The following is a 13,758-nucleotide window of genomic DNA, read 5'->3' on the forward strand; positions in this document are numbered from 1 at the left end:
GCTCCACGCAAGGGTGCGGGCAGGTCCTCCCGCACCCCGCCGCCAACGGACCTTCCGGAGACACAACGACATGTTCAAGCAAAACGCCACGCTGACCGTCCTCGCCTGCGCACTCGCCTTCGGCGCAGGCGCCGCCCATGCCGCCGACAAGCCGCTGAAATCGATCGGCGTCACGGTGGGCTCGCTCGGCAACCCGTACTTCGTGACGATCGTCAAGGGCGCCGAAGCACGCGCCAGGCAGATCAACCCGAACGCGAAAGTCATCGCGGTTTCGGCCGATTACGATCTCAACAAGCAGTTCACCCAGATCGACAACTTCATCTCCGCGCATGTCGACATGATCCTGCTCAACGCCACCGATCCGAAGGCGATCGAGCCGGCGGTGAAGAAGGCGCAGGCGGCCGGCATCACGGTGGTGGCGGTGGACGTCTCGGCCGCGGGCGCGAACGCGACCGTGCAGACCAACAACGTGAAGGCCGGCGAGCTGGCCTGCGATTACCTGGCGAAGAAGCTCAACGGCAAGGGCAACGTCGTCATCGAGAACGGCCCGCAGGTGTCGGCCGTGATCGACCGCGTCAACGGCTGCAAGACCGAGCTGGCGAAGCACCCCGGCATCAAGCTGCTGTCGAGCGACCAGGACGGCAAGGGCTCGCGTGAAGGCGGCATGAACGCGATGCAGGGCTACCTGACGCGCTTCCCGAAGCTCGACGGCGTGTTCACCATCAACGACCCGCAGGCAATCGGCAGCGACCTCGCGGCCAAGCAGCTGAACCGCCCGAACATCGTGATCACGTCGGTGGACGGCGCGCCCGACATGGAAGTGGCGCTGAAGACGAACACGCTGATCCAGGCGTCGTCGAGCCAGGACCCGTGGGCGATGGCGCAGCAGGCCGTGACGGTCGGCTACGGGATCATGAACGGCAAGCCGCCGGCCAACCCGATGATCCTGATCGAGCCGACGCTGGTCACGCGCGACAACGTGAAGGACTACAAGGGCTGGAGCTCGCACTGAGCGACGCCGGCGCGGCGCCCGCCGCACCGCCGGTCGCGCGCATCGCGCGCGTGACGCCGCCGGCGGGCGCCCGCTCGGGGGCCGCGCCCGCCGCCGCGCAGCGGGCCATTTCGCCGGCCTGCTGACGCCTGCTGAAGCCTGCTGAAGCCTGCTGAGCTGGCGGCCCGGTGGTTCCGGTTTGCCGCCGAGGCGGCCGATCGCGCCAGTGCCTGGCGCACATGGCGGGAACTCCGGTCCGCGCGCGCTTGGCGTACTCGCCAGGCGCGACGCCGATACCGCAGGCTGCGCCGCGCAGCTCGCCGGGCCAGCCGGCGAGCTGCGCGGCTTCCCCACCCGCACCGCGGCGCGGCCCAGGCGCCGCCCCTGTCACCGAATCCTCTGCCCACGGCGCGCCGACGACGCGGCCAGCCGGCGGCGCCCGGCCGCATTCCCGTCTCGCCCATGCGTGGCTGCGGCGCCCGAGCCGGCCGGCCGCCGTGCGAAGGCAGGCCCCTCCGGGGCCGTTCGATCGCCTCATGCAGACCTGCCGCGCGCCGGCGCGGCCCACCCCGCGTCCGCCTGCGGCCATTGCCGCCGCGCGGCTTCGGGAAGGCCGAGCACCAGCAGGCCGCCGGCCGCCGCGTGAAAAAATATTTCGAAATATGCGACGGATTCTGCCGGGCAAATCGGTTTAAGCGGTGTGTGGCCGCCCGAGCGGCGACACCTCCCTCGACTCCGGATCAACCTGACAATTCCATGACGCCAAACCGGCTTATGCTCCGCGCGATGACACCTTCCTCAACCCGCGCGCCCCTGCGCGCAAGCTTGCGCGCCTGCGCCGCCGCCCTGCTGCTGGGCAGCGCGCTGTCTGCCTGCGTGGTGGCCGAGCCCGCGCCCGAGGTGGTGCGCGTCGCGCCGCCGCCGCCGCGCGTCGAAGTCGTGCCGGCGCCGCGCGTCGGCTACGTCTGGGATGCCGGCCACTGGGTCTGGAGACACGGCGCCTATGTCTGGGAGCCCGGCCACTGGCAGGCGGTGCGGGTCGGTTATCACTGGCAGCCGGGCCACTGGGCACCGCGCGGCGACGGCTGGGTCTGGATTCGCGGCCACTGGGTTGCGTGAGCCTTCCCGTCCGCTCGCGTGCTCTTCAAGACCGACCCGGACGCCTCGCTGATCGGGCGAATCGCGCAGGGCGACGACAAGGCGGCAGCCGCACTGGTGTCACGCAAGCTGCATCGCATCGTCGCGCTCGCCTATCGCCTGCTCGGCGACGTGGCGGAAGCCGAGGACGTCGCGCAGGAGGTGTTCGTGCGCGTGTGGAAGTACGCGCGCTCGTGGCGCGAGGAGCGTGCGCGGGTCGACACCTGGCTGCATCGCATCGCGCTGAACGTCTGCCACGACCGGCTCGAGCTGCGCGCGCGCCGCCGCGAGACGGACGCGCTCGACCCCGACCTGCAGGCCGATGCCGGCCCGACGCCGGAGGCGCAGTGGCTCGCGAAATCGATGCGCGAACGCGTGCGGGAGGCCCTGGCCGCGCTGCCCGTGCGCCAGCGCGAGGCGCTGGTGCTGACCTACTACCAGGAACTGAGCAATGCCGAGGCGGCCACGGCGATGGCGCTCAGCGTCGAGGCGATCGAAAGCCTGCTGGCGCGGGCCCGCAAAGCGCTGCGCCAGCGCCTGCAAGATATCCACGGATGAAGGAGCCCGCACCATGACTGCCGACCAATTTCGCGATCTGATCGACCGGCACGGCGCGAACCCGCGGCGCTGGCCGGCGCCGTGCCGTGAAGCCGCCTGGCGCCATGCCGACGCGCTCGGCGACGCACTGCGCGACACGCTCGCGCCGGCCCGCCTGCTCGACGCGCTGCTCGACGCGGCCGACGCGCCGCCGCCCAGCGAGGCCCTGCAGCGCCGCATACTGGCTTCGTTCCCACGCCGGCCGCCGCGCTGGATCGCACGTCATCCATGGTGGTCGGGCGCGGGCCTGATCGGTATCGCGGCGGCCGGCTGCACCGCCGGCTTCATGCTGATGTCGATGCTGATGAGCGTGCCGCCCGGCCGCCACCCCGCGCCGGGCTCGCCTTATGACGCGGGCACCTTCCGCGAGAATGCTTTCGATTGGCCGACATCAGGTAAGGATAGCGAATGAAATGGCCGTCATGCCGAACGCTGCTCGCGCTGTCGCTGGTCTTCAACGTCTTCCTGCTGGGCGGGATCGGTGGCGCGCTGTATCGCTGGCTCGGCGACGAGCACGCGATCCTCGCGCAGCGCAGCCGCAATCTGCGCTTCGCCGCGGACGGCCTGCCGGCGGCGCACCGGCAGGCCTTCGCGGCACTGCTCAAGGCCCAGCATCAGCAGGCCAGGCCGCTCGCCCAGGCCGCCAGGGACGGCCGCCGCAGCGTCGCGCAACTGCTGGTGGCGCCCGGTTTCGATCGCGCCGCGATCGACGCGGCGCTGGCCCGCACGCGCGACGCCGATTTCGAGCAGCGCCGCCGCCTGGAAGAGAGCATCGTGAGCTTTGCCGAGGCGCTGCCGCCCACGGAACGCGCGAGCCTGGCCCAGGGCCTGCAGCGGCGCGGCTCGTTCCAGCTGCCGGCAGCGGCCTCGACGGCCCGGGCCGCGCATTGATCGCACAGACTGTTACACAAACCGGCCGAGCCATCGTGCACGAAGCTTCGGCGCGCACCGTTACTGTGAGTGTGACCATCGCAACGGCTTTCACTCCCGTCAGCCCGGCATGGTAAGCACGCCGTAATGGATGCCTTCTTCCCACGGCGCGAAGCTGATCGAGCGAAGCCTGTCGAATCGTGCCGGTTCCACATCGCTCCGCCGACGCCAGCCCTGAGCCCCTCCTGATGAACGACACGCACCAGATCATGAAACCTACCCTGCCGCCTCGTCACCACTCCGTCCGCGCGCTCGTCGCGTCCTCGCTCGTGATCGCCCTGCTGGGCCTGGCCGCCTGCAACAAGAAGAGCGACGACACGCCGCCCGCTGCCAGCGAGGCCAGCGCCGCGAGCGCGCCGGCCGCCTCCGACGCGCAGCCGGCGCCGGCGGCCTACACGCCGCCGAGCGCCGACCAGCTCTATCAGATGGTCGCGCCGATCGCGCTGTTCCCGGACAAGCTGGTGGCCCTGGTGCTGGCCGGCTCGACCTATCCCGACCAGATCACGGCCGCCAACACCTGGATCGGCCAGAATCCGACGCTCAAGGGCGCGGACCTGACCGCGGCCGCCGATGCGCAGTCCTGGGATCCGTCGGTCAAGGCACTGACCGCGTTCCCGGCCGTGCTCTCGCAGATGGCCGGCAATATCGCCTGGACCACCGCGCTCGGCCAAGCCTATTTCCATGATCCGAACGACGTGCTGAACGCAATCCAGGTGATGCGCCAGCGCGCGCAGAAGGCCGGGCACCTCAGCTCGGGCAGCAAGCTGCACGTGACGCAAGTGACGCAGGCCGCGCCGCCGCCGTCCTACACGCCGGCGCCGAGCGGCCCGGCGATCTACGAAGGCCCGCCGATCGTACCGCCGCCGCCGCAGACCATCGTGATCGAACCGGCCCAGCCCGATACGGTCTACGTGCCCACCTACAACCCGGCCGTGGTGTACGGCGCGCCGGTGGTCTACCCCGGCTACGTCTACCGGCCGAGCTACGACACCGGCGCGGTGGTGACCGCCGGCGTGCTGTCGTTCGGCGTGGGCATCGCGGTCGGCGCGCTGTTCAGCCATCACGACTGGGGCTGGCATGCGTGGGGCGTCAACTGGGGCGCGCCGCATCCGGACGGCCCGGCCTGGGGCAACTGGCAGCGGCCGGCGGTGGTGTACAACCACACCACCTATATCTCGAAGTCGACCACCGTGATCAACAACGTCAACAATATCCATAACACCCGGATCACGAACAACGTCACCAACAATTACGGCAATACCACCAACAACGTCGGCAACCTGATCAATCGCGGCGCGCCGCCGGCCGGCATGGCCGCCGCGCAGCAGATGCGCGAGCAGCAGATGCGCGAGCAGCAGATGCGCGCGCAACAGATGCGCGAGCAGCAGGCCGCGCGTGCGAATCCGGGCGCGCCGCATCCGGTCCCGTCGGCGATGTCGATGCCGCATTTCGGCGCCAACGATGCGCGGCCCGGCGAGCGGCCCGGACTGCATCCGGGCGAGAGCCGCCCGAACCAGTTTGCCGCGCACACCGGCACGGGTGCCTCGCATCCCGGCGCCGAGATGCACGCCGGGCACAACGAGCCGGGCGCGCATGCGCCCGTGGCGGGCCGCGCCGAGGAAAGCGTGCCGCACCCGCCGGCCGAGGCAACGCACGGCCAGAGCCACCAGAACGAGATGCGCGAGATGTCCGGCATGCAGCCGCATCAGCAGGCCGAGACGCGGCACGCGCCCGAGGCCGAAGCGTCGCGTCCGCAGCACGAGGCACCGCCCCAGCAGCACCAGGCCTTCCCGCAGCAGCAGCAGCAGCACGAGGCCGAGGCGCACCGCGAGGCACCGCAGTCCCATCCGGCCGAACATGGGCAACATGCGCCGCAAGCGCATCCCCAGTCGCATCCTCAGCATTCGGCGCCGCATCCGCAGCAGCACGAACGGCGCGAGCATCGCTGACGCGCAGCCGGGCCGGCGTCGACGCAACCAGGGCCGGCCTCGCCCGGCCCTGGTTGCGATATCCGCGCGGCCCCTTCCTGCCGCCGCGCCGGTTCGCGTACCCGACCGATCGACTTGCCGGCCGCTTGCCTGCCCCGCCGGCCGGCAGGCCGGCTGCGGCCTGCCGGATCGCCGCGGCCACCGGCCTGCCCGGCTCGGCCGGTTTCCGCCCCGCCTCCCTGCGCCCCGGTCGCAACGCGCTGGCGTTTCGTGGCCAGCCATGCCCCGCCTCGGGCGGCGCCTACCGCCAAGATCGCTCGGCCCGGATCGATCCGCGACGGCTCGAACGCCTCAATCTCGACGTAAGCCTGTAACAAAACAAACGTATGGTTCAGTCTCCGAAAAATACAGGGAAACACTCAAGTGTTCGCGTCCGTGCCTCGTTTCGTCCGTCTTCACGCCATCGCGTCCGCCGTCACGATGTCGTTCCTGCTGACCGCCTGCGGCGGCGGCGACGACACCAGCAATAGCTCGCCCGCGGTGGTCTCGCAGGTGCCCGCGCCGCCCGCCGATCCCGGCTATACCGACAGCGCGCCGGTGCCCTCGGTTGCGGCCTTCGTCGACACGGCCTATACCAACCAGCGCGGCGACGCCCGCTATGCCACGATGAGCACCAATGCCGGGGTGCGCGTGCTGGCCGGCTTCCGCGGCCTCTGGCAACCGCTCAGCGAGATCGTCGACGCCGGGGTGAACGCGCCGGCGGCAGGCGGCTTCCCGGCGGTGGTCGCCTCGACCTGGACCGGCCTGCCGACCGACGGCACGCCCAACGGCACGGCGCTGAATCCGGCCGTGCTCAGTGCCAACGTGCAGTACGTGGTATCGGCCACCACCGCGCGCTCCGCCGCGCAGGCCGACGCCGCCTACTACGACGACCGCCGGGGCAAGGGCTACAGCGTCACCGACGGCCTGGGCCCCTTGACGGCGGCCTGGCGCAACGCGGCCCAGCAAACCACCTCCATCACCTCGGTCCCGGCGGACGCCACCGTCACGCTCTACAACGACAGCGGCAACAACACCGGGGTGGGCGGCACGGCCAATCCGACCTTCGGCAGCGTGGTGGATTTCGTCAACGCGATGGGCAACAACGCATCGACGGAGCCGGCCAAGCGCTTCTACAAATACGAACGGCCGTTCCGCTGGAGCAGCAGCGTCGTCGTCGTCCCTGCGCTGGTGCCGGCCGAAAGCGCCACGCCGGCCACCGACGGCGGCTTTCCCAGCGGCCACTCGGCCGAGGCGATGCGCGATGCCATCGCCATGGCTTATGTCGTGCCGGAGCGCTTCCAGGAAATGCTGGCCCGTGGCCTCGAACTCGGCGAAAACCGGATTCTGGCCGGCATGCACTCGCCGCTCGACGTGATGGGCGGGCGCATCCTCGGCGAAGCCGCGGTGGCGGCCAACCTCGCGGACCCGGCCAACGCCGCGCTGAAGGCAGCGGCCTTCGCCCAGGCCCACGCCGCGCTGTACGCCGCGACCAATACCAATGCAGCGAGCTTCCCGGCGCTCGCCCATTCCGCGCCCGCCTCGAGCGACCGCTTCGCGGACTACGCGACCAATAAGGCGAACTTCCTGCGCCGCCTCACCTTCGGTTTCGGCCAGATCAACCCGGCAACCGCCCCTGCCGTGGTGCCCAAGGGCGCCGAGGCGCTGCTCGAGACGCGCCTGCCGTACCTGAGCGCAGAGCAGCGCCGCGTGGTGCTGAAGACCACGGCGCTGGCGTCGGGCTATCCGGTGCTGGACGACGCCGAAGGATGGGGCAGGCTGAACCTGTTCTCCGCGGCCGACGGCTACGGCCAGTTCAACGGCAACGTGGTGATCTCGATGGATGCGTCCAAGGGCGGCTTCAGCGCGTCCGATACCTGGCGCAACGACATCGGCGGCAGCGGAAAGCTCAGCTTCGCCGGCACCGGCACCCTGACGCTGGCGGGCAACAACACGTATGGCGGCGGCACCCAGGTGACGGGCGGCACCCTGGCGGCCGCGGCCCCGAACGCGTTCGGCAGCGGCGACGTCTACCTGGGCGCGGGCACGGTGGTGATCGCGGCGCCGTCGCGCGCGGTCATTGCCGGCAGGTTCACCCAACTGGCGGGCAGCACGCTGGAACTCGATCGCGGCACCGGCGACGCCGGCCGCGTCGCGGTGGGCGGCCCCGTCGCGATCGTCGGCGGCACCCTGCATGTGAAGTTCGCGCAAGGCTATGCTCCCAGGCCCGGCGACACGATCAGCCTGATCGACAGCGGCAGCTTCGCGGGCCGCTTCGACGCCGTCACGGTCGACGGCTACAAGGTGACGCCCCTGTACGGCACCTCCGGGGTCCAGGTCCACATCGACGGCTGAACCGCGGCAGGCCCGTGGGCGGGCTCGCCCACGGCGCTCGAAGCCGCCGGCTCGGCCCGCGGCGTCCGCCGCCGGCCGGCCTGGCACGCGGCGGCGCCATGACCGGCCCGGCTCCGGCGGCGTTGTCGCCCCGCCTGCGCCGGACCTCCCGCCGCCGCGGCCTTACGCAGTCGCGAGCTTGAATTCGCCCACCGCGTCGGCGAGCTTTTCGGCCTGCTCGCGCAACAGCACCGCCGAGGCCGCCGATTGCTCCACCAGCGCGGCATTTTGCTGGGTCGAATGATCGAGCTGTGACAGCGCCTGATTCACTTGCTCCAGGCCCGTGCTCTGCTCGTGAGCCCCCACGCCGATCTCGCCGATGGCATTGGTGATGCCGCGCACGCCTCCGACGATTTCGTCCATCGTCAAGCCCGCGGTCTGCACCAGCTGCGAGCCCTGTTCGATTTTCGACACCGACGATTCGATCAGCGCTTTGATTTCGCGCGCCGCCTGTGCGCTGCGCTGGGCCAGCGCGCGCACTTCGCCAGCCACCACGGCGAAACCGCGGCCGTGCTCGCTCGCGCGTGCCGCCTCCACGGCGGCATTGAGCGCGAGGATGTTGGTCTGGAACGCGATGCCGTCGATCACGCCGATGATGTCCGAGATTTCCGCCGAGGCCTGGGTGATTTGGTGCATGGTGGTCACCACCTCCCGCACCGTGTCGCCGCCGCGGATCGCAACGCTCGACGCCTTCTCGGCGAGCTGGCTCATCTGCGTGACCGCGTCGGCGGAATTGCGCGCCGTGCCGGCGATCTCCTCGAGCGCCGCCGCGGTTTCCTGCAGGCTGGAGGCGGTGAGTTCGGTGCGGCCGGACAAATCCTGGTTTCCTTGCGCGATCTCCGAGCTGGCCAGACGCACCGATTCGCTGCTTTCGCGGATCTTCAGCAAGGTTTCACTGATCTTCGCCGTGAACAGGTTGAACGCGCGCGCGATCTGCGCGGCTTCGTCGCCACCTTCGGCGGGCAGGCGCCGCGAGAGGTCGCCGCTGCCGCTGCTGACATCGTTGAGTGCGTCACGCACGAGCAGTATGCGGCGGAACGCCGTGGTCGTGAGCGCCCCGATCACCAGGGCGGCGAGCAATGCCACGACGATCACGCATACCAGCGTGGTCGTGGCCACGGCGCGTATCCCCGCTGTCACGTCGGCCTTGTCGAGCGCCAGCACCAGATGCCAGTCCGTGCCGTCGATCGGCTCGGATCGCAGCAATTTGTCCGCGCCGTCGATCTTGATTTCCAGGGGCCGGTCGGCCGTCTTCAGCGCCTCGAGCAGCGCGGGCGTGAGGTCGGCCGACAGATCGGACGCCGGCTTCATGATGAGCGCGGTATTGCCGAGCGCGAGCAAATCGCCTTTCTGGTTGACCAGGAACGCGAGGCTCGACGGCGTGGGACGAATCGCGGCGACGATGCCGCTTACCTTTTCGAGCAGCATCCCGGCGGCGATGGCGCCTTTCATGGTGCCGTCGCGCATGACCGGGGAGACGAACGAGAAGGTGGGCTTGCCCGTCGCGGCATCGCGGTAGACGCTCGTGACGAGCGCGTGGCCGGATGCGGCCGCCTGCTTGTACCATGGCCGCGCCGTCGGATCGTAGCCGGCCGGCAGCGGCGTGGGCGAATAGGCCGTCTTGTCGGCCAGGCCCAGCGTCACGGCGACGAAGCCGCCGGACTGCATGACCAGCCGCAGCGACGGGAGCACCTCAGCGCTCGAGCCAAGCGGCGCCGAATCCGCCAGCACGGCCACCTGCTTGGCGCAGCTTGCGATCCACTGGTTGATGGCCAGCGTCTGGCCGGCGAGCGTCGACTTCAGATTGCTGTTGATCATCTCGTCGTTGTGTTGCTCGACGACGTAATAGATGATGCCCCCGGTGGCAATCAGCGCGGTCGCGACTATGCCGACGCAGGTTGCAAGAATCCGCGCGCGTATCGATGAGAACATCCTACGATATCCTTATTATTGGTAACGTAATAGATTTGTAACATTCAGCGTTTCATAGCAGGATATCGGCAGGCGCGACGAAAACTTGCGCCCCATCTGCGCTTCTTTATCATCTTGCGCGCCCGCCTGCGTGAGCAGGCGGGCGGCGGGTCCGAATCGGGCGCCGGTAAGCGCGCTTCAGAATGCGTGCCGGATTCCGAGCATGCAGACGATCTGCGACGGCCCGGACGAGGGCGTCGTATTCTGCGAATCGCCGACCGATGCGACGGCCGAGACGATGCCGGGGGCACCCGATCCCGTCGCGATGAGGGTCTTGCCCCGGGCGTGCTGGTAAGCCTGCAGCGCGTAGAGCGTCGTGCGCTTGGACAGGCTGTAAGTCTCCTCGAGCGAAATCTGGTGATAGCGCGCGGGGTCGTCGATGCCGTTCGCCTTGCTCGCGGCCGTGAAGCTGTAGCCGGCGCCCACGGTCAGCGCCGGCGTGAAGCTGTAGGTTGCAATCGCCCCGTAAGTGTTGAACACGCCCGCGCCGGTGAAGCGCGAACCCGAGCCGGGTGAATATTCCACGTTCGAGTAATTGACGCCCAGCATCAGGTCGCCCAGCTTGTAGCGCGCCGCGGCCCCGACGATCTGCGCGCTGCCTGCGGTCGCGTAGCCGCTGTTGACGGGGGAATTGATCGCGAAGCTGCCCAGCGCGGGGCTGGTGGCGCCGTCCCGCAGCCGGACATAGCCGGCTGCCGCGGCGAACGCCTTGAAGTCGTAGCGCAGCGCGGCGCTGAACATGCCGCCGGCTCCGATGCTGCCCGGCACGCCGCCGATGCCGTACTGCGCGCCGAACTGCAGGCCGGCGATGACGGGCGACGCGTAGGCGACTGAGTTGTTCAAGCGCAGCGTCGTGTCCAGCGCGTCGAGATCGCCGGGATGCGCGCCGGTGGCGCCGGTCAGCACGCCGGTCGGCCCGAGCGCGCCGACCAGGTTGAAATACGGCGTGTATTGGCGGCCGAGGCTCAGGGTACCCAGCCGGTCGTCGGCGAGCCCCACGTATGCCTGCCGGTTGAATATCAGCCCCGCGCTGCTTTGCGCACCGGTCAGCGAATTGAAGCCGCTTTCGAGTCGAAAGATCGCGCGGCTGCCGCCGCCCAGATCCTCGCTGCCCAACAGGCCGAATTTGCTCGCCTGCAGGTTCCCCTGGCTCAGGTAGAAGTTGGAATGCCCGCCCTGATTGCTGGAGTAGGCAAACGCATTGTCGACCACACCGTAGAGGCTGACGCTCGACTGCGCGGCCGCGGCACCGGACATCGCGACGCCGCACAGCGGAATCATTACCTGCAGCAGCGCACGGGTGCGCGGTGTGTTTGCTTCGTTCACGGCTGGATCTCCTCTTTTCAATTTATATGACACGCACGGTCAGGCATCGCCACCCGGCGCTCAGCACATCGCCCACGACCTCCGCGCCGGCGCAGGTCACCTCGCGCGTGTCGGCGGCGGGAATCATCAGGGTCACGGCCGCCTGCGCCGCGCGGGCCGCCGGCATCCGGCCCGCGCGTGCGATCGACACGGTGAGTCGCGCAGGCGTGGAACGGATCGACAGGTTCCAGCGCCCTGGCTCGCCGGCGCGGCCAGCCTCGCTCTCACCGTCGTCCTCGATGCAATGCCCGCTCAGTTCGCCGTCTCCCGCATAGGGCACCGCCATGAAGGCGCGTTCGTCGGCGGCCCGCGCGAAATGCTGCTCGGCGACGTTGAGCGGCACGCAGCCGCCTTCGCGGATCAGGAACACCGGGCATTCCATCGGCGCGGGCAGGCGCACGGTCTGACCGCCCTCGAACACCTCGCCGCTCCAGTACGATGCCCAACGCGCACCGGCTGGCAGGTACACGTCGCGCGTGGTCTGCCCCGGCTCCACCACGGGTGCGACGAGCATCGAGGAGCCGAGCATCATGTCGTCACCGTCGGCCAGACAGGCGGGATCGTGCGGGAACTCGGCGAACATCGGGCGCAGCACCGGTTCGTAGCAGGCATGCGACTGCCAGAGCAGTTCGTAGAGGTACGGAATCAGGCGATAACGAAGCTTGATGAGATCGGCCACGAGCCGGGTCAGCTCGGGATACATCCAGGGCTCGTTGACGGTACCGTCGTCGTTCCATGAATGGATCGAAAAACGCGGCAGGAACACCCCAAACGCGACCCAGCGCGCGAACAGTTCCGGTTCGGGCGCCGGCCCCGAAAAGCCGCCGATGTCGTGTCCGCTGTTCGACACGCCCGACATGGCGAGCCCAAGCCCCATTTTCAGGTTGAAGCGCAGCGTCTCCCAGGACGTGAAGTTGTCACCCGACCAGGTCTGCACGTAGCGCTGCATGCCCACTCCGCCGGAGCGGGACACCAGGAACGGCCGCTTGCCCGGCGCGTGCTCGCGCTGCGCATCGCGCGAGGCGCGCATCATCAACAGCGTTTGCAGCGGCTTCGCCTGCTGCGCGGCAAACGGCGTGCCGAAGCCCTGCGCGATCGCGTTCGGCGTCCAGATCTCGAACTCGTTGTTGTCGTTCCAGGTGGCCGCGATGCCGTAGGCAAGCAGGCTGCCCTTGACGCGCGCCTTCCACCAGTCGTAGGCCGCCGGGTTGGTGAAATCGAGATATGCGCCCACCTCGTCCCAGAACTGGACCCACGCAGGTGTGCCGTCCGCGGCGCGGATCAGCAGGCCGGCGCGCTCGACCTCCTCGAATGCCGGATGATCCTGCAGCAGACACGGCTTGATATTCGCGCAGAGCCGCACGCCGCTGCGCAGATAGCCGTCGACAAAGCCGTCGATGTCCGGGAATTTCTCGCGATTCCAGTTGAACACGTAGCGCTTCGGCCCGATCGAGGTATACCCCGACGAAAGGTGAAACGAGTCGCACAGGATGTCGTGCGCCTCGCATCGCACGAGGAATTCCGCCATGCGGCTCTGGGCGTCGTCCGCGTCGGTGTAGCTCATGGTCGAGCCGGAATAGCCGAGGCCCCACTTGGGCGTCCAGGCCGGGCGGCCGGTCAGCCAGGTGAAGCGGCGCACGGCGGCGAGCGGCGTGTCGGCAGAGGCGATGAAGTAGTAGTCGAGATCCCCATGTTCCGCGACGAAATGGCGGTAATGCCCGTGATAGTTGTCCAGTTCGCGGCCCATGTCGAACCGGCAATCGGCCAGCGTATCGTAGAAGAGGCCGTAGCCCGTCGAGGTTTCGGGCCGCCAGGTCACGTAGAACGGGATGTGCTTGTATAGCGGATCGGTGGTGCGCGCATCGTAGCCCATCGCATCGATGTTGCGCATTTCATAGCACTGGCCGGCACGATTCAGCGCGCCGGCCCGCTCGCCGAGGCCCACGTAGATTTCGCCGCGCTCGCGCTCGACATAGTGATAGACACGCGCATCCCACCAGCCGAAGTTGTAGGCCTGCGTCCGGCGATCCCTGAGCACGGCATGCCACGCGCCGGCCTGGCGCACTTCCCACGAGCAGAAGCCGCCATCGTATTCGACCGTCAGGCGCACCGAGCCGGTCTCCAGCACGATGCCTCGCTCATGCTCCGCCAGTGTGTACGGCGTGGCCTCGAAGCCGCCGAGGTCGCGCCGATCGCGGCCCTCGAGCGCCGTATCCTCCAAGCCGGGCGCAATCGCCCAGGTGCGAGGGGCACGCAGCGTGCCGTCGGGCAGAACCAGCACGCGCACGATGTCGTCCGCCAGGACGAATACCTCGATGCGTGCGCCGCAGTCTGCGCCCAGCACCAGATGCGCGCCCGACCGGGTGGCAAGCGCGAAGCGGGGACGGTTGTTGAGTGATGCCATGT

At 69.2% G+C, this 13,758-nt stretch carries 10 protein-coding genes; 7 read left to right on the forward strand and 3 right to left on the reverse strand.

Features of this window, described 5'->3' with window-relative positions; translation table 11 throughout:
- The first annotated feature begins 70 nt into the window (after positions 1-70).
- From KS03_RS11915 to KS03_RS11945, 7 genes are all read left to right on the forward strand, one after another.
- Complete coding sequence (locus tag KS03_RS11915) at positions 71-1,012, forward strand: ABC transporter substrate-binding protein (RefSeq protein ID WP_012733289.1); 942 nt, start codon at positions 71-73, stop codon at positions 1,010-1,012.
- A 753-nt stretch (positions 1,013-1,765) separates the two neighbouring features.
- Positions 1,766-2,110: a YXWGXW repeat-containing protein gene (locus KS03_RS11920; protein WP_012733288.1), complete on the forward strand. Its 345-nt coding sequence runs from the start codon at positions 1,766-1,768 to the stop codon at positions 2,108-2,110.
- An 18-nt stretch (positions 2,111-2,128) separates the two neighbouring features.
- Positions 2,129-2,686: an RNA polymerase sigma factor gene (locus KS03_RS11925; protein WP_012733287.1), complete on the forward strand. Its 558-nt coding sequence runs from the start codon at positions 2,129-2,131 to the stop codon at positions 2,684-2,686.
- A gap of 13 nt (positions 2,687-2,699) precedes the next feature.
- On the forward strand, positions 2,700-3,137 hold the full coding sequence (locus KS03_RS11930; RefSeq protein WP_012733286.1) for a hypothetical protein: 438 nt from the start codon (positions 2,700-2,702) through the stop codon (positions 3,135-3,137).
- Positions 3,134-3,616 carry a periplasmic heavy metal sensor gene (locus KS03_RS11935; protein WP_012733285.1) on the forward strand — a complete coding sequence of 161 codons (483 nt, stop codon included), beginning with the start codon at positions 3,134-3,136 and terminating at the stop codon, positions 3,614-3,616. Before KS03_RS11930 ends, KS03_RS11935 begins: the two co-directional genes overlap by 4 nt.
- A 227-nt stretch (positions 3,617-3,843) precedes the next feature.
- Positions 3,844-5,604 carry a DUF3300 domain-containing protein gene (locus KS03_RS11940; RefSeq protein WP_017433210.1) on the forward strand — a complete coding sequence of 587 codons (1,761 nt, stop codon included), beginning with the start codon at positions 3,844-3,846 and terminating at the stop codon, positions 5,602-5,604.
- A gap of 459 nt (positions 5,605-6,063) precedes the next feature.
- The gene (locus tag KS03_RS11945) at positions 6,064-7,977 is read left to right on the forward strand and encodes an acid phosphatase (protein ID WP_169511645.1); all 1,914 of its coding nucleotides are present in this window, start codon (positions 6,064-6,066) and stop codon (positions 7,975-7,977) included.
- Between the two features lie 162 nt (positions 7,978-8,139).
- Here the strand turns inward: KS03_RS11945 and KS03_RS11950 are convergent, their stop codons facing one another.
- The 3 genes from KS03_RS11950 to KS03_RS11960 all read right to left on the reverse strand — a co-directional run bounded on the left by KS03_RS11950 (position 8,140) and on the right by KS03_RS11960 (position 13,756).
- Positions 8,140-9,948, reverse strand: a complete 1,809-nt coding sequence (locus tag KS03_RS11950) for a methyl-accepting chemotaxis protein (protein WP_012733282.1) — start codon at positions 9,946-9,948, stop codon at positions 8,140-8,142.
- 177 nt (positions 9,949-10,125) lie between these two features.
- The gene (locus KS03_RS11955; RefSeq protein ID WP_012733281.1) at positions 10,126-11,313 is read right to left on the reverse strand and encodes a porin; all 1,188 of its coding nucleotides are present in this window, start codon (positions 11,311-11,313) and stop codon (positions 10,126-10,128) included.
- Positions 11,314-11,335: 22 nt separating this feature from the next.
- Entirely contained in the window at positions 11,336-13,756 is a 2,421-nt protein-coding gene (locus tag KS03_RS11960) for a glycoside hydrolase family 31 protein (RefSeq protein WP_012733280.1), read from the reverse strand.
- Positions 13,757-13,758: the final 2 nt, after the last annotated feature.

Source organism: Burkholderia glumae LMG 2196 = ATCC 33617, assembly GCF_000960995.1.
GTDB classification, from domain to species: Bacteria; Pseudomonadota; Gammaproteobacteria; order Burkholderiales; family Burkholderiaceae; genus Burkholderia; species Burkholderia glumae.